This is a genomic window from Mucilaginibacter metallidurans (genome assembly GCF_003286435.2).
Classification (GTDB): domain Bacteria; phylum Bacteroidota; class Bacteroidia; order Sphingobacteriales; family Sphingobacteriaceae; genus Mucilaginibacter; species Mucilaginibacter gossypii.
Genome location: NZ_CP043449.1, coordinates 6,625,026 through 6,651,536, shown reverse-complemented (window position 1 = coordinate 6,651,536; position 26,511 = coordinate 6,625,026). Strand labels below are relative to the sequence as shown.

Sequence of the window (26,511 nt, the reverse complement as noted above, 5' to 3'; positions counted from 1 at the left end):
GTGATGGCGCGTTGTTTCATATATTAATTTGATTGAGGATCATGATCTCAATAGCCTTACTAAAATCCTCCTGGTGAATATAAACCTCTATTTCGCCAAAGTTGCGGTGCGATGAATCCTGTTTATTCAGCAAAACGGTATCAATATGATTCCCGGTAAGCATTTGCTTAACAATTTCTGATTGGTAAAAATTAGTTGAAGTAAAAATTTTGACCCAGTTTTTTTCCATTTAACTCAACAGCGGGCTTTTTCCTTTAGCAGTATTTCTGTACATAAAAAGCAAAATTAAAATAATTATCAGGCTTAAAGCATAGCTCTGGTAATTAAATACGTGCTGATCATTAGGATCAAGGGTAATGCGCTTTTGCGAATACAGGTACAGGATCACCACCTGGGTGGCATTGTTTAAAAAATGCGCCCAAACGCTTGTCCAGATGCTGCCGCTCCACATTACAAAATAGCCAAAAAACACGCCCAGCGCCACACGCGGTAAAAAGGTAAAAAACTCCATATGGAAAGCACTGAAAAGGATAGCCGTGATCCAGATAGCTGCATGCGGATTTCCTGTCCACCGGATCATGATGGTTTGTAAGCATCCCCTGAATAAAAACTCTTCGGCGATGGCAGTTAATAGTCCAACTACTAAAACCGCAAAAAGCATGTCGGATATGGTCTTCATTTGAAGCATGGCTTCTGTAGCCTTCTGGGCCTGTGCTTCCATGGCACGTAACGCATCTTCCAGGCTTTTTAACGAGGCCGGCAAAGCCAGTTTCTGGTTAACATTTACCAGCACTTCCATCACCGGCGATGAACAGATCATGATAGATAGTATTAGTAGTAACAGCACTGGTGGAAATTTGGGGCTAACCTTTAAATAATCTACAGGTTCCTTTACTATAAAGCGTGCAAAAATTACAGGGGCAAGATATAAGGGCAAGGTAGTACTGATAATTTGCAGTGTCCATAAAGCGGCACCAACATGCGGGTTTCGGGTATTAAAAGTAAACGTATCAGTAAGCGTTTGTGACCCAAATATCACCCCGATAATTCCGGCAGCTATTAAACCGCACACAATCAGCATCCCTATAGTTAGCGCAATCAGTATTATAAATTGTAAAAACGGCGTTATTTGACTTCCCTGTGGCTGAGGGCTTTGATATGAGGCTTTTATCATTCGATGTAAAATTCGTAATTTTGCAGGCTAAAGATAAGGATGTCTGTACAAATAGGAAATATTGATTTAGGTGAGTTCCCGCTGCTGCTGGCGCCGATGGAGGATGTGAGTGATCCACCCTTCCGTTATGTGTGCAAGCAAAACGGCGCGGATATGATGTATACAGAGTTTATTTCAAGCGAAGGCCTGATCCGCGATGCGGCAAAAAGCAGGCAAAAGCTGGATATTTTTGAATACGAAAGGCCTATCGGCATCCAGATCTTCGGCAGTGATATTGACCACATGCGCGAAGCTACTGAAATAGCTACGCTGGCCAATCCCGATTTAATGGATATTAATTATGGCTGCCCGGTAAAACAGGTGGCCTGCCGCGGTGCCGGCGCAAGCCTTTTGCAGGATATTGATAAAATGGTTGCCATGACCAAAGCGGTTGTTGAGGCCACACATTTACCGGTAACCGTAAAAACCCGCCTTGGCTGGGACGATAACACCAAAAATGTTTATGAGGTTGCCGAACGCCTGCAGGATGTGGGGATCAAGGCACTTACCATACACGGCCGTACCCGCTCGCAGATGTATAAAGGCGAAGCCGATTGGTCGTTGATCAGGGATATCAAAAAAAATCCGCGGATAAAAATCCCCATTTTCGGCAATGGCGACATCGATTCGCCCGAAAAGGCTGCCGCATGGCGTATGGAATATGAGGTTGACGGCATGATGATCGGTCGTGCGGCGATTGGTTATCCATGGATTTTCCGCGAAATAAAGCACTTTTTTAAAACCGGCGAATACCTGGATAAGCCAACAATTGCCGAACGTGTGGCAGCTTGCCGTGCCCATTTATACAAATCAATAGAGTGGAAAGGCCCTAAAACGGGCATTTTTGAGATGCGCAGGCATTACTCTAACTACTTTAAAGGGATAGATCATTTCAAAGAGTTTAGGATGCGGTTTGTTACCGCCCCTGATCTTGAAGCAGTTGACCAGATTTTGGCCGAGATCGAAGAAAAATATGCCATCGAAATGGCTTAATATTTGCTCCCTTTCCATATATTTGAAATAAACGATACTTGTCACATGGTTACCACTATAACTGAGGGTGTTAAGGTTTCCATCGAAACCATATATCAGCCGGAGTATTCAAACCCGGCAAACGATCATTTTATGTTTGCCTACAAGGTAAGCATCGAAAATATGACCAACTACGCCATCAGGTTGATGAGCCGTCACTGGTATATATTTGACTCAAACGGTGCAAAGCGCGAAGTGGAGGGCGAAGGTGTAGTAGGCCAGCAGCCTGTTATTGAGCCGGGCCATACCCATGAGTATGTATCAGGCTGCAACCTTAAAACCGACATGGGCAACATGAAAGGCGAATACCACATGATCCGCCTGTTGGATAACGCCAACTTCAATGTACAAATCCCTGAGTTTTATCTGATAGCGCCATACAGGTTGAATTGAGAGTCAAGACGGCAAGATTCAAGAAACAATTAAAGAAGCAAGAAGTTAAGATTCAAGAAGCAAGACAAACAATGTAAAAATAGAAAGGCCCTAACTGAATAATCGGTTAGGGCTTTTCATTTGACATCAACGCAAAAGACTTCTTTTTCTTGTCTCTTGCCTCTTGATTTCTTGCCTCCTGGCTCTTGACTTCTCGCCTCTTGAAGCTTAATTCCTCCTGTTAAACAAAAACGAAGCATAGTAAACCAACGTAGCCAAAGCGCTCAACGCGGCAACTACATAGGTCATGGCAGCCCACCAGAGGGCATCTTTTGCCATTTCATGTTCTTGTCCGGTTTGTACCACAGCATAATTGTTATCCAGCCACGCCAACGCCCGGCGACTTGCATCAAACTCAACCGGCAGGGTTATAAAGCTAAAAAATGTAACCAGTGCAAGCGCGACAACACCAACTGCCAAAACATAAGGGCTACCCGAAAAAAATAACAGCACAATGCCGATGAACAAAGTCCACTGGGTAATAGTTGATGCCACGTTGATAACGGGCACCATAGCCGATCTGAAACTTAACCAGCCATAAGCTTCGGCGTGTTGTACGGCGTGGCCGCATTCATGTGCGGCGACAGCGGCAGCGGCAATGCTGCGGCTGTAAAAAACATCGGTGCTCAGGTTCACTGTTTTTGTTTCGGGGTTATAATGATCCGTAAGCTGTCCTTCAACACAAATTACCTGTACATCAAAAATACCATGGGCGCGCAGCATCTTCACGGCTACTTCCTGTCCCGACAAGCCAGACATTAAGCCAATTTCAGAATACTGCTTAATTTTACTCCTGAACCGCCATTGTACAATAAAGCTTACCAGGGCAACAATAATCATCAGGAACCAAGCCGAGTTCGGCGCGATGTATCCCATAATTAATGATATGTGATTCATATAATTGATAAATATTAAGTTAAAACTAAGTAGGTTGAAACCTTACAAACGTTACAGCGCTTGTTCAAAAACTATTCCGCTTTAAGCAAAAAGTTTAAAAGCATTAGGTTACCTCAAAGTTTTTGCTTCCCGAATAGCTATTTTTGAACATGTTGGAGCCATCATTTTCATACTGGGAGCGTACAGCCTTTACCGATAACGCCGATGTTATCATTATTGGCAGCGGACTTGTTGGCCTTAGTGCCGCCCTTCAGTTAAAAAAACAGCAATCAACCTTAAAAGTTTTAGTGTTGGAGCGCGGCTTCCTACCGTCAGGCGCCAGTACTAAAAACGCTGGTTTTGCCTGTTTTGGTACAGTTTCGGAGCAAATTGAAGCAATAAATCATTCATCAGAAACAGAGGCCATGCACGTGGTAGCTTACAAGTGGAAAGGACTGCAACGATTAAGGGAAAATTTAGGTGACGCTAACATCGATTATTATCAATATGGCGGGAATGAACTGTTCATGGATCATGAGGAAAGCCATGCACGTGAGTGTATTGATCAAATAGACCACCTTAACAAATTACTACAACATGCTATAGGCCATGCTGACATTTATTCAGTAGCCGATGAAAAAATTGCAGGTTTTGGCTTCAATAAAGTGAAGCATATCATATACAACCCTTTTGAAGGGCAGATCCATACCGGCAAAATGATGCGTGCTCTTTTATATAAAGCATACCAACTTGGCGTATTGGTACTTAATAATTGCAGTATTTCCGTTATCGGGCAGGAAGATCAGCACATCAGGCTAAGCACCTCGCAAGGTATTTTTAAAGCGGGCAAAGTAATCCTGGCTACCAATGCTTTTGCAAGCCAGCTATATCCTCAACTTGATGTAGTGCCCGGCCGCGGACAGGTAATGGTTACCAAGCCGGTTTCCGGTTTAAAACTTAAAGGCACTTATCATTTTAACCAGGGTTATTACTACTTCCGCAATATTGATGGGCGGGTATTGTTTGGCGGCGGCCGCAACCTCAATTATAAAGCTGAAGAAACCTGGGATTTTGGCCATACCGATGAAGTTAAACAGCAATTGATAAGCTATCTGAACGAGGTGATCCTCCCCGGCCAAAATGTAGAGATTGATTATTGGTGGAGCGGCATCATGGGTTTCGGGCAGGAGATCAGCCCGATAGTAAAACAAGTGCAGCCTAATATTTTTTGCGCTGTGAGATGCAATGGTATGGGCGTTGCCATGGGGAGTTTGGTAGGTGAGGAAGTGGCAGAGTTGTTACTTAATTCGTAAGTGATTGATTTTCAAAACCCGGCAATTGTGATGTAAAAACGGCCTCTCCACCACCACATTGGGCCCATAGCGTACAGAATCCCTGAGCGGAGACAAGGCAGGAAGCCCGGACCGAAGGCAACTCGCTATAATCGTTGATTAAAATTATTTGCCGATTTTGTGTGAACCCGATTTGATGAAATTAAAAGAATTCATCGAATTTGCTTAGCATTCTGTTAATTGATCAAATTCCATCAATTCGGGTTCAGACAACAGTAAGCACAGCTAAGAATAACCTGTTATTAGATAAATAGATAAGCGCCTGGCACTGCAGCAAATCTTTTTTGAAAATTTTTCAAATCACTGTTGAATATTTGATTTAAAAGTCTGATATTTGCAAACTCTTTTTGGATAAAGGGTTGATAATTAAAAATATTTGTCATGTCAAGAATTTGTGATCTAACAGGAAAAGGATCTATCGTAGGTAACAACGTTTCAAACTCAAACGTTAAAACAAAACGCAGGTTTCATCCTAACTTGAAACTTAAAAAGTTTTATATTCCTGAAGAAGATAAATGGATTACCTTAAAGGTATCTACTTCTGCTGTAAAAACTATCAGCAAAAACGGTATTACCGCCTGCATCAATAAATTTGTTAAAAAAGGCTACATTTAGTAGTTGGCTTTCAAGTTTAGCAGTATAATAAAATTGAAAAATTACGTAAGCCGTGAGGTGACACGTACAACATAAAAAGAAAATGGCAAAAAAAGGCAACAGGGTTCAGGTGATTTTAGAGTGCACCGAACACAAAACAAGCGGTATGCCAGGCATGTCTCGCTATATCACCACTAAGAACAAAAAAAACACAACTGAAAGATTAGAGTTGAAAAAATTCAACCCTGTTTTGAGGAAAGTAACCGTTCACAAAGAGATTAAATAATTAGTTGACCGGATTGATTGGCTCATTAAGTTTTAATTTGATATAGCCAACTCAATAATTCACTAAATCAATAATTAAACAACATGGCAAAGAAAGTAGTTGCAACGCTGAAAGTAGCAGGTAAAGGCAAAGAATATTCAAAAGTGATCACCATGAATAAATCACCTAAAACTGGTGCTTATTCATTCAAAGAGCAAATTGTCCCTAACGATTTAGTTAAGGATGCAATTGCAGGTAAAACTATATAATCACTCTTTGATTAAAATATTGAAGCCGTCTTGTTTTAACGAGAGGGCTTTTTTTGTTGAATGTTGTCTGAATCAGAATTTACAGAATTAATAAATTGACAGAATGCTGTTTGAATTAATATCTGATATTTCTGAAAACATATTTAAATTCAGAAAATTCTATAATTCTGAAAATTCTGATCACCATGGGATTATTTGATTTTTTTAAGAAAAAGGAAAACACGCAGCAGGAACAGCAGGCGCTTGATACCGGTTTGGAAAAAACCAAGGATAACTTTTTTTCAAAGATCACCAAAGCCATCGCCGGTAAATCAACCGTTGATGATGATGTGTTGGATGAGCTGGAAGAGATCCTGGTTACATCCGACGTTGGCGTAAGCACCACGCTCAAGATCATTGACAGGATCCAGGCCCGTGTTGCCCGCGATAAATACGTAAGCACCAACGAGCTGAACGCCCTGTTAAAAGATGAAATTCAGCAACTGCTTGCCGAAAACAACAGTAACGACTTCCGTAATTTTGAATATGGCGATTATAAGCCATACGTAATTATGGTAGTCGGCGTTAACGGCGTAGGTAAAACCACTACTATAGGCAAGCTGGCCCATAAACTAAAGCAGGCCGGCAACCAGGTTGTTTTAGGTGCTGCCGATACCTTTCGCGCAGCCGCGGTTGACCAGATTAAACTTTGGGGCGAACGTGTTGGTGTAAAAGTTGTTGCCCAGGCTATGGGCTCCGATCCGGCTTCGGTTGCTTATGATACCCTTCGTTCGGCTGTGGCCAATGGCGATGATGTGGCTATTATAGATACTGCCGGCCGTTTGCACAACAAAGTTGGCCTGATGAACGAGCTAACCAAAATCAAGAACGTGATGCAAAAGGTGATCCCCGGTGCTCCGCACGAGATACTGCTGGTACTGGACGCCTCAACCGGGCAAAACGCCATTGAGCAATGCAAGCAGTTTACCGAAGCTACCAACGTAAACGCGCTGGCGCTAACCAAATTGGATGGTACAGCTAAAGGTGGTGTGGTTATAGGAATATCAGATCAGTTTAAGATTCCGGTTAAATATATAGGTGTTGGCGAGGGAATGGATCACCTGCAGCTGTTTGACAGGCAGGCGTTTGTAGATAGCTTATTTAAGCAATAACAGCCCCACCCAACCCTCTCCGGTAGGGAGGGCTAAATGAACTTGAAAGCCTCCCCTACCGGGGGAGATTTAGAGGGGCTTCCCTCAATGATTAGTGTGTTATGAAGACAAAAGAAATTTCCCATCCATCAGTTAAACAGGCCAAACCCCGTGTAAACGTGGTTACGTTAGGTTGCTCAAAAAATATTTACGATTCGGAGATATTAATGGGCCAACTGAAGGGCAACCAGTTTGATGTGGTGCATGAGGCCGAGAAGGTAGGCAAAAATGATATTATAGTAATTAATACCTGTGGCTTTATTGATAATGCCAAGCAGGAGTCGATAGATACTATTCTGCAATACAGCGAACTTAAGGAGCAGGGCAAAGTAGGCAAGGTGATTGTTACCGGCTGCCTGAGCGAACGCTATAAACCCGAACTTGAAGCTGAGATCACCAATGTTGATGCCTACTTCGGCACCAATGACCTGCAAAATTTATTAGCTACTGTAGGCGCAAACTATAAACACGAGTTGATAGGCGAGCGTTTATTAACCACACCTTCGCACTTTGCTTACTTTAAAATTGCTGAGGGCTGTAACCGCCCATGTTCATTTTGTGCTATTCCGCTGATGCGTGGCAAGCACCTGAGCTCACCTATTGAGCAGCTAGTTGAGGATGCTAAGAAATTGGCTAAAAACGGAACAAAAGAACTGATCCTGATTGCACAGGATTTAACCTATTATGGTCTTGATCTTTATGGCAAACGTAACCTTGATGAATTACTTCGTCGCTTATCTGACGTAAATGGTATTGAATGGATCAGGCTGCAATACGCTTACCCATCAGGCTTCCCGATGGAGATCCTGGATGTGATGAACGAGCGTGAAAATATTTGCAAATACATGGATATGCCTTTGCAGCACATCACCGATAACATGCTGAAATCAATGCGCCGCGGTATTACCAAGCAAAAAACCATTGATATTGTAAACGAGATCCGCGATCGTGTACCGGGCATTGCTATGCGTACTACGTTAATCACCGGTTACCCGGGCGAAACCCAGCAGGATTTTGAAGAGATGGCACAATGGGTTGAGGATACCAAGTTCGACCGTTTGGGCTGTTTCACCTATTCGCACGAGGAAAAGACCCATGCTCATACTTTGGTTGATGATGTACCTGAAGAAGTAAAACAGGAGCGTGCCGATGCCATCATGGAAATCCAGCAGGGCATCTCGTTCGATAAGAACCAGGAGAAGATTGGCAATACCTATAAAGTGCTGATTGACAAAAAGGATGGCGGCTATTTTGTTGGCCGTACAGAATTTGATTCGCCCGAGGTTGATAACGAAGTTTTGATTGATGCCAGCATTGATTATGCTACCGTTGGCAGCTTTGTTAACGTAAAGATAGACAGCGCCGAAGACTTTGACCTTTATGGACAAATTGTAAAATAATGTTAATTTGCGGTCGGCTGTAAAGCGATTTGCGATTTATAATCTAATTTCGACATCAGCATTTAATTTTATTTGCTGATGTTTTGTTTTAGGCCAAATCCGGAATCGAACATCTCAAACGGCGAAGCCTTCTTGAACACCATAGAAAGCAAGTCAAAAAGTGAAAAATCCGAAATGAAAAATGGACGCATCCTGTATAAGTTATAAAGACACCGGTTTTTTTTCAAGCACAGTTGCCGAATACATCGACAATAAACCCGAACTACGCCCTTTTTATGGTTACCGTCCGGATATGGCCGGTTTTGCCGAATTTCTGAAAAACAAAAAGGTAGTTGCTGACCGCGAAGTGCTGGTACGTGTTTTAACTAAGCAATATGAGTGTTTAGGCAAAGAGCCGGGTAAATTATGTACTTATTCAACTGCCCTTACAGCCCAAAACCTGGAGCTGTTAAAGCAGGACAATACCTATACCATTACAACCGGCCACCAGTTGAATATCTTCGCCGGACCTTTATATTTCCTTTATAAAATTGCAACGGCCATTAAACTGGCGCAGCAGTTAAAAGCCGCCCATCCCGATAAAAATTTTGTTCCTGTTTACTGGATGGCCAGCGAAGACCACGACTTTGCCGAGATTAACTATACCAACATTGGCGGTAAAAAAGTACACTGGTGGTATGAGGCTTCGGGAGCCACAGGTCGTATCGACCCGGTGAGCATGCGCCAGGCACTTAACCAATACAAAGGCGTTTTAGGCATGGAAGGTCACGCTACTGACCTTGCCGAAATTGTTGAAACTGCCTATACCAAATTTGATAAACTTGCTGATGCTACCAGATATCTTGTTAATTCACTTTTCGGACAATATGGTTTAGTTATCATCGATGCCGATGACCATGAGTTTAAAAAAGAGTTCGCGTCTGTTATGGAGCAGGACATCATCGGTCAGCACAGTTTTAAAAACATTACCGAAACTAACCAAAAGCTGCATGAGCTTGGTGTACACATCCAGGTTAACCCACGCGAGATCAATTTCTTTTACCTGAAAGATCAGCTTCGCGAGCGGATAGTTTTCGAAAATGACAGCTATCATGTGCTCAATACCGAAATCAGGTTTACTGAAGCCGAACTAAAAAAGGAAATCGCTGAATACCCGGAGCGCTTTAGCCCTAATGTGGTGATGCGCCCGCTATACCAGGAATGCATTTTACCAAACATCGCCTACATCGGTGGTGGTGCAGAGGTAGTTTACTGGCTCGAGTTGAAATCCAATTTTGATCATTATAAAATTGATTTCCCTATCCTCATCCTTCGCAACTCGGCTTTGGTGATCAAAAAAGAACAGGCCGCCAAGGTTGAACGTATGAACCTTGACGCTATAGACCTGTTTAAACAAAGCGATGCCCTGCAAACCTATTGGATCAAAAAGCACAGCGGCCATAACCTGAGCATTGCCGAAGAATGGCGCGAAATGGAAAACCTTTTTGAGAAAATAAAACTCCGCGCATACAAAATCGATCCTACACTTTCACCATCAGCTGCGGCTGTACAGGCCCGCCTTAAAAAGGCCATGGATAACCTTGAAAAGAAGCTGATCCGTGCCGAAAAAAGAAATTACAGTGTACGGTTGGAGCAGCTAACCGCTGTCAAAGCCGAGCTCTTCCCTAAAGACAGCCTGCAGGAGCGTTCTGAAAACTTCGGCCTCATGTATGTAAAATGGGGGCAAACTTTTATTGATGAGCTTATCCGCCTGTTTGAACCGCTTGATTTTAAGTTTACGGTATTAACGGAAAAATGACAGCAGGAAGCAAAAGTTATCCCAGCCCCTTTTTAGCGCAAGTCTTGTGTGGGGATATAAGCGTGGATGACTTGTGCTTTTCCGAATGTATCGTCCTAAAAAGGTTTACCAGCCGCGGGGTTGTGGGGAAGACGCAATTATGCGTCTCTACGGGGCCTACCCTACATTCACCGCCCTCGGAAACCTCAATATCAAGCCGGGGTCAGGTATATTCTTCTGCCAGATCTCTTTTTCTGAAAACTTAGCTACACCGGGATAATCGCCCTGTTTACCTTCCATATCAAACATCAGCTGGAAATGCAAATGCGGTGGCCAATGGCCGTTTTCATCGGCATTGCCAATGGTTGCTATTTGGCTGTTTTTAGACACAGGCATATCTTTAAAAAGCCCTTTCAGGCTTTTGCGGCTTAAATGCCCGTACAGGCTATAAAGTGTTAAGCCATCAAGGTCGTGTTGTAAAATAATGGTTGGGCCGTAATCGCCAATGGTATTATTATCCTGGTAACTGTGTACAATGCCATCAAGAGGGGCATATACCGGCGTTCCGGCATCGCTCCAGATATCGACGCCCAAATGCAGGCGCCGGGGCTCATCATCTGTGTCAAAATGACTGCTAAAAGCATAAATGGTACGGTGTTCCATATACCCGCCAATACCGTAACGGCAATTGTTGTCATGCAGCTTTTCGTTTACTAACTGGCTAAACATCCACGGCTTGTTAATAACCTCAGCCGTCAATTCCTTATTGGCGGCGGTAAGGTCAAAATGATAAAGGCGGTCATGATCTGCATCAAAATCAACCACTTTGCCAATGGCTTCGGAATGATTGTTAACGTAATTAGCAAACAGCGTGTGCCGGTCCATCAGTGGTTATAAGTTTTCTTCGGTATCGGGCTGGCGTTCCTCTTTACTGATCTTATCAAAGATCTTGTCCATACGCTCAACGTATTCGCTGGTATCATCAACAAAAAACTCAAGCTGCGGAATGATCCTTACCTGGTCTTTGATGCGGGCGCCCAGTTTGTACCTGATTTCCGAAGCGTGCGATTTGATGGTATGCAAAGCGGTTTGCACATTAGGATTGCCCAAAAAGCTTAAAAATATACGGGCTATGGCCAAATCGGGCGTTACACGTACCTTGGTTATGGTTACCAGTGTATTAGGCAAATAATTCATGCCTTCGCGCTGAAAAATAGCTGCAAGGTCTTCCTGTATTACTCCGGCAAATTTTTGCTGACGTTTTGATTCCATGGGTTGTTAGTTACGCCGATAAGGCAGATGAGTGTTTAATGCTTAATGCAAAAGCCTAAGTTATTGTTTTAGGCTTTTATTAACAATGGCAGCAGGGGGTTAATTACATACGTCCTGCGGGATCTCTTTGGTTATTTTTACTACTTTTTTTACAACGAGGGTACTGTCATATTCAGACCCGCGGCCAGCATCGCCCGATTTTGATTTGATTCCTTCAACTTCCACGTAAACCGGTTCGTAGGGTTTTTCGAAATTGAGTTGGGAATACTGAAGCTCCAACTGAGCCGAACTGTCAACAGCCCAAAACTCCTGGCCGCTATCGCAATCTTTAAATGATTTAATTTCGGGCCCCGCGCTGTACAAGCCTTTATAAAGCGTAACCCCGTCTTTTTTATGGGCATCATTATTACATGCGTAAACAGCAATAACAACAAGCAGCAAAACAAAAATTTTGATATACCTCATACCCATTTAACAAATTTACAAATCCTGTTTGATTTCATCCAATCCTTTAATACTTAAACGGGCACTGATGCCGGCAGCTATTACCGAAATGCCGCCAACGGTTAGCAGTACCAGGCCAAAATCCTTAATTTTAAGGTCGATAGGATACGAGTCTAACACCGACATTTTGGCCCCCATTTTTATCCATCCGTAATGCTGCTGCAGCAGGCAAAAAATGGTGCCCAGCGTTATGCCGATAATACAGCCAATAGCGGTGATCATCATTCCCTCAAAAAAGAAAATCCCCTGGATCATATTTTTATTGGCGCCCAGCCCGCTTAAAATGGCTATGTCCTTGCGCTTATCAATAACCAGCATGGTTAACGAGCCAATGATATTAAATATTGCGATGATAAGCACAAAGGTAAGGATCATATAAACCGCCCAGCTTTCGTAATTAAGGGTTTTGTAAAGTTCGCTGTTTTGTTCCTTGCGGTTTTTTACTGTAAAATCATTCCCTATTTTATCCTGGATGTCTTTTTGCATGGCATCGATATTGGTGCCGCGCTTAAAATTAAGCTGTAGTGAAGAAACATTTACCGGCTGGTCAAGCAGGTCGCGGGCAAACTCAATGGGGGTTACAGCTATATCATCAAATTCCTGCTGTATGGCAAACACTCCTGATGGGTTAATGCTGCGTACAACAAATTCATTTAAAGGATTAGCCGAATTTTCCGCACCGCGCCGCGGTGAATAGATCTGCATGGGCGAAAGCTCGTCATGAACATTAATACCTAAGCTCCCCTGTATGGTAGCGCCAATAACAGCAAAATTTTGATCGCCGCTTTTAAGCGTGAATGAGCCGCTGGCTATGGTACTATCGAGCTGGCTGTTTTTCAAAAAATCATCGCTCACGCCCATTACGGTACCTAAAAATGGTTTATCTCCATATTTAATCAGGGCTTTTTCCTGCAATACTTCGGTAAATGAAAACACGCGCGCATCTTTATGCAGGGAAGCAAAGTAAGGTGTATTGGGATTGAAGGTTTTGCCAAGCTTAGCTTCTATCTTTATTTCGGGCGTAAAGTTGCTGTATAACGAAAGGATAACTTTTTCAAAACCATTGAACACCGAAAGAATGATAAGCAATGCCGCGCTGCCAATGAGCACCCCCAACATGGATATACCCGAAATAATATTGATAGCATGCATTTTTTTGCCCGAGAACAGGTAACGCTTTGCTATGTAAATGGAGGTGTTCAATTGTGTGGGAATTATGCGTTCAGGTTTGCTTATGCTCAGTAAAACGTCACTATGATGTTAACTAAGTTAAAAACGGATTGTTTTGTTTTTCGTAGCCGATGGTTGTTTCGGGGCCGTGGCCAGGATAAACGGTAACATCATCGGGCAGGGTAAACAGCTTGGTTTCGATATTATCTATAAGCTGAGTAAAGTTACCGCCGGGTAAATCTGTACGGCCGATACTATTCCTGAACAGTACGTCGCCCCCTATCAGGATCTTAGCCTCTTTATCATAAAAACACAAGTGAGCAGGCGAATGGCCGGGTGCAAATATTAAATGCAGCGTAGTGTTGCCAAAGTGAATGGTGCCGGTTTCGGGCAAAAATTCATCAGGCATAGGTGATACATCGTAACGGAAGCCCATAGATGGCGCATAAGCTACCACAGCAGCCAATACTTCCGACTCGCCAACGTGGAAACGGGGCTTAAGGCCATACTGTTCGAATACAAATTTATTGCCCAGCACATGATCGATATGGCAATGGGTGTTGAGCAGCATAACAGGCTTGAGGTTATTGTTTTTGATAAAGCCAACCACGGTGTTTTGCTCTGGTGCAGTATACATGCCCGGATCGATGATCACGCATTCGCCGGTTTCATCATACAAAATATAAGTGTTTTCCTGGTAAGGGTTATTTACAAATGATATAACTTTTGCCATGCGGTAAAAGTACGGAATAAATTGATTGGGTGTTGGTAGATGAAAAAGAGGTGAGTGAATAACCGTCATTCTGTCCCATCAGGGTCTCTCGTTAGAGGACCCTGATGTTCCCACTGTCAGCCTTGATAATCTTATGAAAAAAGACGTACCTGCTTGGCAAAGACATCGGGGATTGCTTGGTACCTACAGTAATGACGATTGTTATATAGTACTACGCCGCCGTAGCCCCTTCAATCAACTCCACCTCCGCTACCGGGCTAAACAGATAGATCCGCTTAGTAGCTACTTCGGTACATTTAAAGCGCTTACGCAGCTTTTCGTCTTTGCGGAACACCCTGCCGTCCTTTAGCTTAAACAATGCCTTAAGCGGGATCTTTTCTACCGTTAAAATTGCTTCGGATGTTTTGGGAGGATCATACTTGCGCAGCGAGCGGTACAGGTTCAAATCTGAGCAGCTTGACGCCGCCGGGTTATCCAGGTAGTTTACGATAGCCTTCTTAACATCTGCCGGGAAAATCTCTTTTTCAAAAAATGGCTGCATCATTTTTTTGAAATTGTTTTTCCATTCTGTTCCGTGGGGTTTGGCTTTTTGCTTATGCTCGTTCCAGGTATGCAGGTGTGCAAACTCGTGCACTGTAGTTACCAGGAAAGCGTAGGGGTTAAGGTCGTAATTAACCGAGATACGGTGACCTTTGCCGCTATAAGGTGAACGGTAATCGCCAAATTTACTGTTACGGTTGCGCGAAATTTTAAATTCACACTTGAAGTAGTCAATCCACCGGGCAATGAGCGGGGCCGCTTCTGCCGGTAGATATTTTTCTAAAACTTTTACTTTATCCAATTTTTACCTCAATGCAAATGTAAGAATTTGTGGTTGATAGTCCATAAACCATGGTCGATGGTTTGTAAAACTTTGATTTACTCTCTAAGTTTCTGATGACGGTTATTTGCTCTAAAGTATAAGTTTGCCGGGATGGGCAAGCCTCTACATCCAATCTCATCCTAAATTAAAGGGTGTAAATTTTATCTTTCCTCCTCTTTTTTCTTCACCTCCCTGGTCATCTTCAAAGTCAACAACAACAACAACCCTAACGAAACAATAATAGCTACCCAAATCAATCCGGTGTAATCTTTCCCGGCAGGTTTTACTGCCACTGCATAGCCGGTATTTTTAACAACAGCCTCGTGTTTAATAACCGGGGCGTTCCATCCAACACTATCAGCAAAAAACTTAAGATCATATTCCGGTACCTGAGCCGAAGGATCACCGACCAGGAACTGGTAGCTTTGCTTGGCTTCAAGGTAGCTGATCAAATATTCGTCAGATTGAAACGCTTTGATCTCGCCGATGCTCAGCGGCTGATTATCGCCGTTGCTTATCTCTATTAACAGGTGGTTGGCTTTTGCAGCAATTAACAGATCAGTTGTTTTATCTGATGACAGTTCGGCTTCGCTCAAGAGCTCCCTGCCATTGTTTACAAACTGGTAAACGGTAACACTCCGTTTATAATACCTCGGCGCTCTGATATTCAGGTGCAACTTATTTATCTGGTAATTATCGTTCAGCTTAATGTCGATAAAGGTGGTTTTATTACTATCGGCACGGATGATGTTTAAAGGCGCAACAAGCGTGTAACTTTGCGCTGTCGATGCGTACTCAGTATAAATGCCGGCCTCCAAAAACTTAACCGGGTTTTTGTTTTTATCGTTTACCTGGATTTTTAAATAGCGATAATTACTCGCCGGGAAGGATAACGATTGCAGGTAGGTGCCTTCACTGTTTTGTACAGCTTCCTGCAAGGTGATCTCTTCCTGGATGGCAAACCACTGTTTCAGATCATCGCTGCCCAGCAGGTTCACTTTACGTTTTACGGCTGTGTTTTGCAGCCTGATCCAAAGGCGGTCGAGTACCAGCCCGGTTTTATTTTCTATGATAAAAACAGTACTGGTATCGGTCTTGGGCGTGTTGCTGATCTCCGGGAAAACAACAAAACTTTTCTGGCTTTTTTGCGGGAGACTACCCGCCTGGATGTAAGGCACAAAGTTGCCTTTCGCGTCTGCAATGCGAATGTCCGACAGATCGGGTTTGGCTTTCGCTACCAAACCGGGTTGTAGGCCAATACGGTAAAAACCGGTGCTGTCAATCTTGTGCAGCGCGGCTTTATATTTAAATTTTTTTTGTGCCGATGCGGATAATATGACTCCGCAAAGCAGCAGCGTTGAAAGCGTTAGCTTATTCATTTTTTTTAGCCTCATCATCGGCAATAGTTTTTTTAGCTGTTCGCTGGTACATAAATGCCACAATAAGCAATAGTACTCCCAAACAAAAGAAAGCAGCTATTTTACCCCAAACCGGGATGTTTTTAATATCAAACAAAAATAATTTTAATAAAGTAAGCGAGAACAGCGTTAACGAAGCCACCCGCATTACCCGCAATCTATACCTCATGCCCAGCCACATCAGCGCAAAGGAAAGCAATCCCCATAATACGGGTAAGCCGGTTTTCACATACACGGTTTCTATTTGATCGATAGAATTGGCTTTACTAAAAAATATCAGGTTACTCATCAGGCTTACTTCAAAGCTTAAAAACAATACCACTCCCGCGCTTAATACCCAGGTAAATACTTTTTTCAAACTTTCATTCAAGCTTTGCTGACACAGGCGGATCACCCTGTAAAACAACAAACCGATAAATACAGCACCTATCCAATGTGCCATAAAATGGCTTGTTGACGGCTTCTTAGTTTCGAGCATTAAATGTTGCAGCGAATAATATTGTGGTGTAAGTAATAGATAAACAATTAGGCAGATGAACAGTATCACAAATTTTGTGTAGTTGCTAAAATTGATAACCTGTATTTTGGGCGATGACGTATAGTAGATAAATACAAACACAGGCGTATACACCATCGCATATAAAATATTAAGGTTGGTATCCGGGTAGTGGTTCAGGAACTGGTGATTAATTTCCAGCAGACCGCTTAAAAATAAAAGCACAAGCGCGGCTACCCCGAAAAGCTGCTCAGTAAAAATATTGGTGTGCTGCAGCTTGGTTGAGTCCTTTTTAACCAATGCCGAAAGCAAAAATGAACTCGCAGCAGCAAATAGCGTAGTGATGAAACCCTTATTGGCAATTATGGTCAAACTCAAACTGTAGTTACCATACGTTTGGAACAGATCCATTAACAAGCTCAGCAACATGGCTATCCATAAAAACACAGCTGTATATTTCATGAGCTGGATGCCCGAGCGCAGGTATAGCCAATAAAGCAGCACCGTTTCTGAAGCCCAGAAAATGGTGATGTTATTGCCGTGCAACTGAATAGGGGCAGCCAGCGAAATAAACGTGAGTGTAATGCCGATAAGCAGGTACAATATATTGGTATCCACCTTACGATTGCGGAACAGGACGTATGAAAGCACCAGGTTTACCACAGCCAGGCAAATACAAAACAAGCCGCGGTATTGCTCATCATGCATCATGGTTAACAGGTACAGGCCGGTAGCAAAATATAACCCGGTATTAAGAAGCAAGATGCTGAAATCGGAAGCAATGAATTTTTTGTTTTCGCGTACGTTGTTGGCTATGTTGATAACAAAGTAAAGCGCGTAAAAAATGCTGGCATAAATAAAGCCGAAATGGTAGGTGGGAGGTGTAAGTGTATACAGCACCGTTGAAAAAACAATTACCGTAAAACCAAACGAAACAATGTTAAGCACCCTCCATGCTTTATAGTACGCAATGATGAGCAGCCCGGTATTTAATATCAGCAGATAAATAAACAGGCCGTTATAGTTGGCGCTTCCGTTGCTCACCATAAACGGACTGGCAAACCCGCCAACCAAAGCAATTACGGCCAGTTCCTGCTTATCATATAATAAGGAAAGCAGCACCGCAAAAACGGTAATCACAATTAAAATGATGAACGCCGTGGTTTGGTTAAACAGGTGAAACTGCTGAAATGCCAATGTTATGGTAAAATAAAACACGGCCAATCCGCCGCCTACCAGCACCGAGCTAAAGGCCTTATAACTATTACGCAGCGCATGTGCAACAGCAATTAAAATACCACCGCAAACAATGCCTATACCCACGCGGCCTACTAAGCCTATCCAATCGTTATCGATAGCATATTTTACAAAGAAGCCAATGGCCAGCACCAGGATGGCTATGCCTATTTTATTGATGAGATTTTCGCCGATGAATTTTTCCAGGTCGGGATGGCGCTCAAAGAATGAAAGCCTTGGTTCAACCGGTTTTGTAGGCCCAAAATCGCGTGTTTTTATCGGGCGATTGATAATTGATTGGCTGTCTTCAATAACTTCCGGCTGCCTTTCAATTTTAGGAGGCGTGATAGGATCTGGTTTTATCTCCGCTTCAACATGTGCTTTCGGTTTTTCAACAGGGGGTTGTGGTATAACAGGCGCAGGAGGCGAAACGCTTGCAGGTGCCCGTTCTTCTGCTTTTTTGACATCTTCAGCACCCGGCCGGGTTATCTTAAGCTGTTCAATAATACCTTTTAATTCAAATATTCTAAATTCAAGTTCTTTGATCTTATTGTTTAAACTGCCCTTGTGGTTCAGCATTATTATAATGATCACCACTAATAAAAAGACGGCTAATACATCCATAGTTTTAGGTTTGTAAAAAATAAAGATAACGGAATTATGAAATATTCCACTATCAGGCCTGCCCGTCAATAGGCATATTGCATATAAATTAAAGCTTTAATTGTAATTTAGCTGTGCAGGCAAATACCGATCACCTATAAACCACCCTATTTCATGAAGACATCTTTTAAACGTTACTTTTTTTTGTGTTTTCTTTTTATTACAGCATCCACCTATGCGCAAACCATCAGTCCGGCGCTTTTAAAACACCAGTGGAAAGCATCGTGGATCACTGTTCCACAGGAATCATTAAAAGAATATGGCGTTTATTACTTCAGGAAAAGCATTGAACTTTCAGCTAAGCCTGCTTCCTTCGTCGTTCATATATCGGCAGATAATCGTTATAAACTATACGTTAACCAAACTTTGGTTTCGTTAGGCCCCGCCCGCGGAGATACCTATTACTGGAATTATGAAACGGTTGATCTGGCGCCATATCTTCAGCCGGGCAAAAACCTCATTGCCGCTGTAGTTTGGAATGATGGCGATTATCGCCCCGAAGCGCAGATCTCGCTGCAAACAGGTTTCATTATGCAGGGCGATACGCCCAATGAAGAAATCATCAATACCAATAAAACCTGGAAAGGCATCCGCGATAAATCTTTTCAGCCTATCACCGGTATAGGCTGGCATCCTTATTACGTTGCGGGGCCGGGCGAACGGGTGGATCTAAACCAATCGGTAAAAGATTGGAATACCGCCGGACTTGATGACAGTAACTGGAAAAACGCTGTGCGTATTGACAATGGAAACCCCAAAGGCGTAACCAATGCTTTTGGCTGGATGCTGGTGCCATCGTCAATTCCTGCTATGGAAATGACCAATCAAAGGATTCCGGTTTTAAGAAAGGCGGATGGCATAACTGTTCCACCCTCATTCCCGGCAAGCAAAACTGTGGTCACTATCCCGGCTAATACTTCGGCTACCCTGATACTCGACCAAACGTATCTTACTAACGCGTTTTTAACACTCAATTTTAGCAAGGGAAAAAATGCAGGTATCGGCATTAGCTATACCGAATCGTTGTTTAAAGCGCTTACCGGCCCGGAGGGTACTGTTAAAGGCAACCGGAATGATGTTGATGGAAAAATCTTTGTCGGCCGGCGGGATAGTATCATCTCCGATGGAGCTACCGGTAACTCGTTCACTACTTTAACATGGCGCACATTCAGGTACATCGAAGTGAAAATAACCACCAAAGATGAACCATTAATTATCGATGATATTTACGGAACGTTTACCGGGTATCCGTTTAAAATGAATGCCAAACTGGAAACTTCCAACCCCGAAATGCAGCAGATGCTGGATATTGGCTGGCGCACCGCCCGCCTTTGCGCCGGTGAAACCTATACCGACTGCCCTTACTATGAACAGCTGCAATATGTTGGCGATACCCGCATCCAGGCGCTGGTATCTTTTTATAATAGCGGCGATGACCGCCTGGTGCGCAACGCCATCAACCAGATGGATCATTCCCGCCTGGCCGAAGGGATCACGCTAAGCCGTCACCCTTCGTTCTCACCGCAAATCATTTCCACTTTTTCGTTGTGGTATATCGGGATGCTGCATGATTACTGGATGTACCGGCCCGATAGTTTATTTATTAAAGACAAGCTGCCAGGCATGCGCGATGTGCTCAACTTTTTCAGCAAATATCAGCAAGCCGATGGCTCCTTAAAAGATACACCCTACTGGACATTTGTTGACTGGGTTAATGACAAAGGCTGGGATTTTGGCCAGGCCCCTAAAAGCGCCAAAGGCACTTCGGCTATATTAGATTTGCAGTTGATGTGGGCCTATCGGCAGGCCGCCGAAATAGAAGCAAAAATGGGAATGCCCGCGTTTGCTACAATGTACAAGGCCAAAGCAGCGCAATTAAAAACCGCTATCCAAAGTAAATACTGGGATTCTGGCAAAAAACTTTATGCCGATACCGAGGATAAACAACTATTTTCTCAGCATACCAACTCCATAGCTGTATTAGCGGGTATGGTAAATAGCGCGACCGCACATGATATCAGCCTAAAATTATTGAATGATAGTACGCTCACCAAATGCACCATCTACTTTAAATACTACCTGCATCAGGCCATGGTTAAGGGTGGTTTGGGCGATGATTACTTAAACTGGCTCAACATCTGGCGGGATAATATCAAAATGGGCTTAACCACCTGGGCCGAAATCTCCGACCTGGATCACAACCGTTCCGATTGTCATGCCTGGGGTGCAAGTCCAAACATTGAATTTTACCGTACCATTTTAGGTGTGGATACGTATGCGCCGGGTTTCAGCAAAATAAAAATTGAGCCGCATTTGGGCCAGATCAGAAATATCAACGGTGAAGTGCCCCACCCTAACGGAAAAGTTTATGCCAAATACGTGTTCGATAAAGGAAAATGGAGTATTAACATAGTGCTCCCCAAAAACACATCAGGCATTTTTGTGTGGAAAGGGAAAACTTTTACACTTAAAACAGGTAATAACAGTTTAAGCATTTGAGAAAAATAACCGGGGGTATTTACATTTTACCTTAATTGCACTGATTTTGCCACGCATAAGTAAAATACTTTTAAAAATTGACTCGTTAAATAAAAGCAACGCTAACTTTACCTTTGTTGCTTCAATGGGATAAATTGATTTTATCGCATTATTTAACAATTTGATATTATTAAAATGTGATATTTATGCGCTGGGAACTAAGGGTTTCACCAAATTGCTAACCAGCTAAATAAATTACGCTAAATGAAAAAAACACCATCCCAACTAAGGGTTCTCTCAATCGATATCGGTGGATCACACATTAAAGCCACTATCCTGAATAAAAAAGGGGATTTAAAAATGGAGTACGACAAGATACCTACCCCCGCTCCTGCAAATCCCGAAAACGTTATAAAAGCTATCAACACCCTTGTGAAGGATTTTCCGGCATATGATAAAATATCGGTCGGTTTTCCGGGTTATGTAAAAAACGGAGTTGTTAAAACCGCGCCAAATCTTGGTACCGAATACTGGACCGACGTTGATTTAAGCAAAAAACTGGAAAAAGCATTAGGCAAACCAACACAGGTGGTAAACGATGCCGATATGCAGGGCCTTGGCGTAGTTGCCGGGAAAGGTCTTGAAATGGTGATAACCCTGGGCACAGGTTTTGGTACTGCTTTGTTAATGGATGGTCATTTATTGCCCCACTTTGAGCTGGCGCACCTTCCGATAAAAGAAGGTATTACCTATGATAACTATATCGGCGAGAAGGCTTTGGAGAAAGAAGGCAAAGAGAAATGGAACAAACGCATGAAAAAGGTTTTCAAAATATTGAAAACTGTATTCAATTACGATACTTTATACATTGGCGGCGGCAATTCAGATGAGCTTACCTTTAAGCTCGACAAAAATATGAAGATAGTTACCAATGCCGATGGTATCAAAGGCGGCGCGAGGCTTTGGCTCAGTGAGGACGAAAGTAAAACCAAGCGCAAAATTGCAACACCTACCGAGTAAATTAAAAACTAACACTAACTACAATACCTGATAACAAAATGGAAAACCAACAAGACATAGAAAAATTGGCGATTGATACCGTAAGGGTATTGGCAGCCGATGCTGTGCAAAAAGCAAACTCAGGCCACCCTGGTACAGCTATGGCGCTGGCACCAATGGGCCACGTTTTATGGACAAAGTTTTTAAATTACAACCCTAAAAACCCTGATTGGGCAAACCGCGACAGGTTTATCCTTTCGGCGGGCCACGCTTGTATTTTACAGTACAACTTTTTATATTTAATGGGCTATGATCTTTCGTTAGATGACATTAAACAGTTTCGCCAGCTAAACAGCAAAACGGCCGGTCACCCTGAATATGGTTTGGCTCCGGGCATTGAAGTAACTACCGGTCCGCTGGGACAGGGCTTTGCCAATGCTGTGGGCTTTGCCATTGCTCAAAAACACCTGGCTGCCCGTTACAACAAACCTGGTTTTGAGCTGTTCAACTACAATATTTACACCATCTGCAGCGATGGCGACTTGATGGAGGGTGTAACTTCAGAAGCGGCATCATTGGCTGGTCACCTGCAATTGGGTAACCTGATCTATTTATATGATGACAACCACATCTCTATTGAAGGCAGCACCGATATTGCTTTTAACGAGGATGTAAGCGCCCGTTTTCGCGCATACGGCTGGCACGTGCAGGACCTTACTGACGTAAACGATACCCACGCGCTTGAGCTGGCTTTGATCAATGCCAAAGCCGAAACTCAGAAACCATCATTTATCCGCGTTCGCTCGCTGATTGCCTATGGTAGCCCTAATAAATCGGGCACTGCAGGTTCACATGGTTCACCGCTTGGCGCCGACGAAATTAAACTGGTAAAACAGTTCTTCGGTTTTGATCCTGAAAAATCATTCAACGTACCCGACGAGGTGCTGGATTACTATCACAAAAAAGGTGCACGCGGCGCTGCAGTTGAAGAAAAATGGAACAAATTATTTGCAGATTATAAAGCAAAATTTCCTGAATTAGCCGCCGAATACGAAGCTGCCGCGAAAGGCGAACTACCTGCAGGCTGGAAAGATAAATTGCCTGTATTTAAAGGTTCCGACCCTAAAATGGCAACCCGCCAGGCCTCAGGCAAAGTATTAAACGCTATTGCGCCGGCATTGCCAAACCTTATTGGCGGCGCGGCCGACCTTGCCCCATCAACCGAAACTAACCTGAAAGAGTACGATTCGTTTACATCAGAAAACCGTGCAGGACGCAACTTCCACTTCGGAATCCGTGAGCATGCCATGGGTTCTGCATTAAACGGTATGGCTTTAACCAAAGGTGTGTTGCCGTTTGGTGCTACCTTCCTGATGTTCTCTGAATATATGCGCCCGCCAATCCGCCTGGCGGCCATCATGAAAATAAACCCGATTTTTGTTTATACGCATGATAGTATTGGTTTGGGCGAGGATGGTACTACTCACCAGCCTATTGAGCAATTGGCTTCTTTACGTTCGATCCCAAACTTAACCGTGATCCGCCCGGCTGATGCCAACGAAAGCGCGCATGCATGGCGTGTTGCCATCGAGAAAAAAGGCGGCCCAACTGTGCTGATCTTCACCCGCCAGGGCCTACCTATCCTTGACCAGGATAAATATGGCAAAGCCGAAAACCTGGAAAAAGGTGCTTATATCCTTTCAGAAGGCAGCAAAGGCCCGGATCTGATCCTGATCGCTACCGGATCTGAAGTAGCCTTAATTATGCAGGCACAGGAAAAACTGGAAGCTGAAGGCATTTCAACCCGCGTGGTAAGTATGCCATCATGGGAATTGTTTGAAAAACAGGATGCGGCTTACAAAGAATCAGTATTCCCTAAAGCAAGTAAAAAACGTTTGGCGGTTGAAATGGCATCACCAATGGGCTGGCACAAATATATCACTGACGAAGGCGATATGCTGGGCATGACCACCTTTGGTGAATCGGCCCCTGCCGAAGACCTTTACAAACACTTCGGCTTTACTGTTGATAACGTTGTAAAAAAAGCGAAAGCTCTGTTATAGATTTGAGATATTAGATGTGAGATTTGAGATTGGGAAAAGCTTCGACGCTGATCCTATATCTTAATCTCACGTCTCAAATCTCATATCTCACATCTAACAAAAAAATGAACTGGAACAGCAACCTGATAAATAACCTGGAGTGGGCCGATAAGATTATCAATATCGAAGGCAAACAAAAGGTAGCTGCCGAAATAGCGGCAAAAGTTAAGGATGGCGATATTATAGGTGTTGGCTCGGGTTCAACATCATACCTGGCTTTGGTGGCCATTGCCCAAAGGGTAAAAGATGAAAAGCTGAATGTAAAAGCTATCCCCACTTCTGTGGAGCTTTCTATGTTTTGCAGTAAACTGGGCCTGCCAATAACAACGCTGTATGAACATAAACCCGATTGGCTTTTTGACGGAGCAGATGAGGTTGACCCCGACAAAAGCCTGATCAAAGGGCGCGGCGGGGCTATGTTTAAAGAGAAGTTGCTCATCAGCTCAAGTGAAGTAAGTTATATTATAGTTGATGAGTCGAAAATGGTTGATAAATTAGGCTCGAAATTTCCGGTACCTATCGAGGTTTTCCCACAGGCATTGCCTTATGTGGAAAAGGAGCTGAAAAGTTTAGGGGCCACCGAAATAGCTATCCGTCCGGCAAAAGGTAAGGATGGGCCAATAATTTCAGAAAATGGCAACCTTGTATTGGATTGCAAATTCGATGAAATTGGTAAAAGTTTTGAAAGGGATATTAAATCGATAACAGGGGTAATTGAAAGCGGGCTTTTTATCGGCTTTGATGTGAATATTATCATGGCCTCGAACAGTTAGATTTAGCCTTAAGTTCGACTTCTTTAGTCCGAAATCTTAAAGAAAATGAGACTTTTGATTTGCTAATTCTAATTTAAGACTAAAAACCGGCATTTACTGCTAAAAACTGCAGACTTAACCCGGAAATGTTAACAAAGTATTATATAAATCTTACAATTACTGACATTCTTATTAAGAACTTTACATAATAGACCGATTTGGTAGCAATTTTTACTACCTTCATCGCGCTTTTAACAAAATAATTAACAAACACAAAAACAAACCCTATTATGGCAACTAATAACGTAGCGCAGATACATGGTTTTGGTCAGAGTATCTGGCTTGATTTTATTGACCGTGAGATCATTTCTTCAGGAAAACTTAAACAATTAATTGACGTTGACGGCGTACGCGGCGTTACTTCAAACCCTGCAATTTTTGAAAAGGCTATCAGCAGCAGTTCTGATTACGATGCTGATATCGCTGCACTTAAATCTGAAAGCGATAACGAAAAGCTGTTTTTTGAAATAGCTGTTAAAGATATCCAGGCTGCTGCCGACCTGTTTAAAGGTGTTTACGAAGAATCAAACAAAGTTGATGGTTACGTAAGCCTTGAAGTTTCTCCGTTCCTGGCTTTAGATACCGAAGGTACTGCTAAACAAGCCGAAGAGCTTTGGAAAAAAGTTGACCGCGAAAACGTAATGATCAAAATCCCTGGTACTAAACCGGGTTTGGCTGCTATTCAGCAATCAATTGCAAAAGGTATCAACATCAATGTTACCCTGCTGTTTGGTTTAGAGCGTTATGAAGAAGTAACCGAAGCTTACATTGCCGGTTTGGAAGAGCATTTAGCTGCAGGTCATAAAATCGACCACATTGCGTCAGTAGCCAGCTTCTTCCTGAGCCGTATCGACGTTATTGTGGACCCGATCATTGAAGCAAAAGGCGAAAAAGAGCTGTATGGTGAGGTCGCAATCGCATCAGCTAAAAAAGCATACGAAATTTATAAAAGGGTATTCAGCAGTGAAAGGTGGAAAAAACTTGCCGAGCAAGGTGCACAACCACAGCGTTTATTATGGGCAAGTACAGGCAGCAAAAACCCTGCATTTAAAGATACCAAATATGTTGAGGCATTAATTGGCCCGGACACGGTTGATACCGTTCCTCTGGAAACTGTTGACGCTTTCCGTGATCACGGTGTTGCTGCCAACACTTTAGAAACCGGTTTAGATAAAGCTACCGAGATCTTAGCCAAACTACCTTCTTTAGGTATCGACCTTGCTGCTGTAACCCAGCAACTGGAAGACGAAGGTATCGAGAAATTCAACAAGCCATTTGAAAAGTTGTTGAACGCCATCGAAACACAAAAGAATAAGTAATAAGTTCGAAGTCTTAAGTCGAAAGCGATGAGTTCGAAGTCGGGGTA

25 protein-coding genes are annotated in these 26,511 nt (G+C 43.1%); 14 read left to right on the top strand and 11 right to left on the bottom strand.

The features are described from left to right. Window positions 1-16: 16 nt before the first annotated feature. Both DIU38_RS28600 and DIU38_RS28595 read right to left on the bottom strand, forming a co-directional pair. Complete coding sequence (locus tag DIU38_RS28600) at window positions 17-229, bottom strand: putative signal transducing protein (protein WP_091167115.1); 213 nt, start codon at window positions 227-229, stop codon at window positions 17-19. After that, a complete protein-coding gene (locus tag DIU38_RS28595) occupies window positions 230-1,174 on the bottom strand; it encodes a CPBP family intramembrane glutamic endopeptidase (RefSeq protein ID WP_112653368.1) in 945 nt (314 codons plus the stop codon). A 39-nt stretch (window positions 1,175-1,213) separates the two neighbouring features. Between DIU38_RS28595 and dusB the strand changes: the two genes are divergently transcribed. Both dusB and apaG read left to right on the top strand, forming a co-directional pair. Next, entirely contained in the window at window positions 1,214-2,206 is a 993-nt protein-coding gene (gene dusB / locus DIU38_RS28590) for a tRNA dihydrouridine synthase DusB (protein ID WP_091167108.1), read from the top strand. 45 nt (window positions 2,207-2,251) lie between these two features. Continuing rightward, window positions 2,252-2,638 carry a Co2+/Mg2+ efflux protein ApaG gene (gene apaG, locus DIU38_RS28585; protein ID WP_090532292.1) on the top strand — a complete coding sequence of 129 codons (387 nt, stop codon included), beginning with the start codon at window positions 2,252-2,254 and terminating at the stop codon, window positions 2,636-2,638. A 207-nt stretch (window positions 2,639-2,845) separates the two neighbouring features. On the opposite strand, the gene DIU38_RS28580 is transcribed toward apaG, so the two are convergent. Next, window positions 2,846-3,553 (bottom strand): zinc metallopeptidase, encoded by a 708-nt coding sequence (locus tag DIU38_RS28580; protein WP_243770891.1) that lies wholly within the window; start codon window positions 3,551-3,553, stop codon window positions 2,846-2,848. Between the two features lie 170 nt (window positions 3,554-3,723). On the opposite strand from DIU38_RS28580, the gene DIU38_RS28575 reads away from it, so the two are divergent. The 7 genes from DIU38_RS28575 to bshC all read left to right on the top strand — a co-directional run bounded on the left by DIU38_RS28575 (window position 3,724) and on the right by bshC (window position 10,421). Further along, on the top strand, window positions 3,724-4,866 hold the full coding sequence (locus DIU38_RS28575) for an NAD(P)/FAD-dependent oxidoreductase (RefSeq protein WP_112653370.1): 1,143 nt from the start codon (window positions 3,724-3,726) through the stop codon (window positions 4,864-4,866). 420 nt (window positions 4,867-5,286) lie between these two features. Then, on the top strand, window positions 5,287-5,520 hold the full coding sequence (rpmB, locus tag DIU38_RS28570; RefSeq protein WP_022830076.1) for a 50S ribosomal protein L28: 234 nt from the start codon (window positions 5,287-5,289) through the stop codon (window positions 5,518-5,520). A gap of 82 nt (window positions 5,521-5,602) precedes the next feature. Further along, complete coding sequence (gene rpmG / locus DIU38_RS28565; RefSeq protein ID WP_022830075.1) at window positions 5,603-5,785, top strand: 50S ribosomal protein L33; 183 nt, start codon at window positions 5,603-5,605, stop codon at window positions 5,783-5,785. Window positions 5,786-5,868: 83 nt separating this feature from the next. After that, complete coding sequence (locus DIU38_RS28560) at window positions 5,869-6,033, top strand: DUF4295 domain-containing protein (RefSeq protein ID WP_090532298.1); 165 nt, start codon at window positions 5,869-5,871, stop codon at window positions 6,031-6,033. A gap of 185 nt (window positions 6,034-6,218) precedes the next feature. Next, window positions 6,219-7,184, top strand: a complete 966-nt coding sequence (gene ftsY / locus DIU38_RS28555; RefSeq protein WP_112653371.1) for a signal recognition particle-docking protein FtsY — start codon at window positions 6,219-6,221, stop codon at window positions 7,182-7,184. Window positions 7,185-7,285: 101 nt separating this feature from the next. After that, window positions 7,286-8,623 carry a 30S ribosomal protein S12 methylthiotransferase RimO gene (rimO, locus tag DIU38_RS28550; RefSeq protein WP_112653372.1) on the top strand — a complete coding sequence of 446 codons (1,338 nt, stop codon included), beginning with the start codon at window positions 7,286-7,288 and terminating at the stop codon, window positions 8,621-8,623. Between the two features lie 181 nt (window positions 8,624-8,804). Beyond that, window positions 8,805-10,421, top strand: coding sequence for a bacillithiol biosynthesis cysteine-adding enzyme BshC (gene bshC / locus DIU38_RS28545; protein ID WP_112653373.1), 1,617 nt, complete (start codon window positions 8,805-8,807; stop codon window positions 10,419-10,421). Window positions 10,422-10,577: 156 nt separating this feature from the next. On the opposite strand, the gene DIU38_RS28540 is transcribed toward bshC, so the two are convergent. From DIU38_RS28540 to DIU38_RS28505, 8 genes are all read right to left on the bottom strand, one after another. After that, window positions 10,578-11,285, bottom strand: coding sequence for a peptidoglycan DD-metalloendopeptidase family protein (locus DIU38_RS28540; protein WP_112653374.1), 708 nt, complete (start codon window positions 11,283-11,285; stop codon window positions 10,578-10,580). 6 nt (window positions 11,286-11,291) lie between these two features. After that, window positions 11,292-11,672 (bottom strand): 30S ribosome-binding factor RbfA, encoded by a 381-nt coding sequence (gene rbfA, locus DIU38_RS28535; RefSeq protein WP_112653375.1) that lies wholly within the window; start codon window positions 11,670-11,672, stop codon window positions 11,292-11,294. Between the two features lie 99 nt (window positions 11,673-11,771). Further along, window positions 11,772-12,137, bottom strand: a complete 366-nt coding sequence (locus DIU38_RS28530) for a hypothetical protein (protein ID WP_112653391.1) — start codon at window positions 12,135-12,137, stop codon at window positions 11,772-11,774. Window positions 12,138-12,152: 15 nt separating this feature from the next. Continuing rightward, window positions 12,153-13,379, bottom strand: a complete 1,227-nt coding sequence (locus DIU38_RS28525; RefSeq protein WP_112653376.1) for an FtsX-like permease family protein — start codon at window positions 13,377-13,379, stop codon at window positions 12,153-12,155. A gap of 61 nt (window positions 13,380-13,440) precedes the next feature. Further along, a complete protein-coding gene (locus DIU38_RS28520; RefSeq protein WP_112653377.1) occupies window positions 13,441-14,079 on the bottom strand; it encodes an MBL fold metallo-hydrolase in 639 nt (212 codons plus the stop codon). 211 nt (window positions 14,080-14,290) lie between these two features. Beyond that, window positions 14,291-14,920 carry a SprT-like domain-containing protein gene (locus DIU38_RS28515; protein ID WP_112653378.1) on the bottom strand — a complete coding sequence of 210 codons (630 nt, stop codon included), beginning with the start codon at window positions 14,918-14,920 and terminating at the stop codon, window positions 14,291-14,293. Between the two features lie 182 nt (window positions 14,921-15,102). After that, the gene (locus DIU38_RS28510; RefSeq protein ID WP_167516305.1) at window positions 15,103-16,320 is read right to left on the bottom strand and encodes a hypothetical protein; all 1,218 of its coding nucleotides are present in this window, start codon (window positions 16,318-16,320) and stop codon (window positions 15,103-15,105) included. Further along, window positions 16,313-18,715: a DUF2339 domain-containing protein gene (locus tag DIU38_RS28505; protein WP_112653380.1), complete on the bottom strand. Its 2,403-nt coding sequence runs from the start codon at window positions 18,713-18,715 to the stop codon at window positions 16,313-16,315. The genes DIU38_RS28510 and DIU38_RS28505 overlap by 8 nt, the downstream gene beginning before the upstream one ends. A 153-nt stretch (window positions 18,716-18,868) precedes the next feature. On the opposite strand from DIU38_RS28505, the gene DIU38_RS28500 reads away from it, so the two are divergent. The 5 genes from DIU38_RS28500 (at window position 18,869) to tal (ending at window position 26,464) form a co-directional block, all read left to right on the top strand. Then, entirely contained in the window at window positions 18,869-21,253 is a 2,385-nt protein-coding gene (locus tag DIU38_RS28500) for an alpha-L-rhamnosidase-related protein (RefSeq protein ID WP_112653381.1), read from the top strand. A gap of 243 nt (window positions 21,254-21,496) precedes the next feature. Next, window positions 21,497-22,252 (top strand): ROK family protein, encoded by a 756-nt coding sequence (locus tag DIU38_RS28495; protein ID WP_112653382.1) that lies wholly within the window; start codon window positions 21,497-21,499, stop codon window positions 22,250-22,252. A 38-nt stretch (window positions 22,253-22,290) separates the two neighbouring features. After that, on the top strand, window positions 22,291-24,294 hold the full coding sequence (gene tkt / locus DIU38_RS28490; protein WP_112653383.1) for a transketolase: 2,004 nt from the start codon (window positions 22,291-22,293) through the stop codon (window positions 24,292-24,294). 104 nt (window positions 24,295-24,398) lie between these two features. Then, window positions 24,399-25,106 carry a ribose 5-phosphate isomerase A gene (rpiA, locus tag DIU38_RS28485; RefSeq protein ID WP_091167076.1) on the top strand — a complete coding sequence of 236 codons (708 nt, stop codon included), beginning with the start codon at window positions 24,399-24,401 and terminating at the stop codon, window positions 25,104-25,106. A gap of 269 nt (window positions 25,107-25,375) precedes the next feature. Beyond that, window positions 25,376-26,464 carry a transaldolase gene (gene tal, locus DIU38_RS28480; RefSeq protein ID WP_112653384.1) on the top strand — a complete coding sequence of 363 codons (1,089 nt, stop codon included), beginning with the start codon at window positions 25,376-25,378 and terminating at the stop codon, window positions 26,462-26,464. Window positions 26,465-26,511 lie beyond the last annotated feature (47 nt).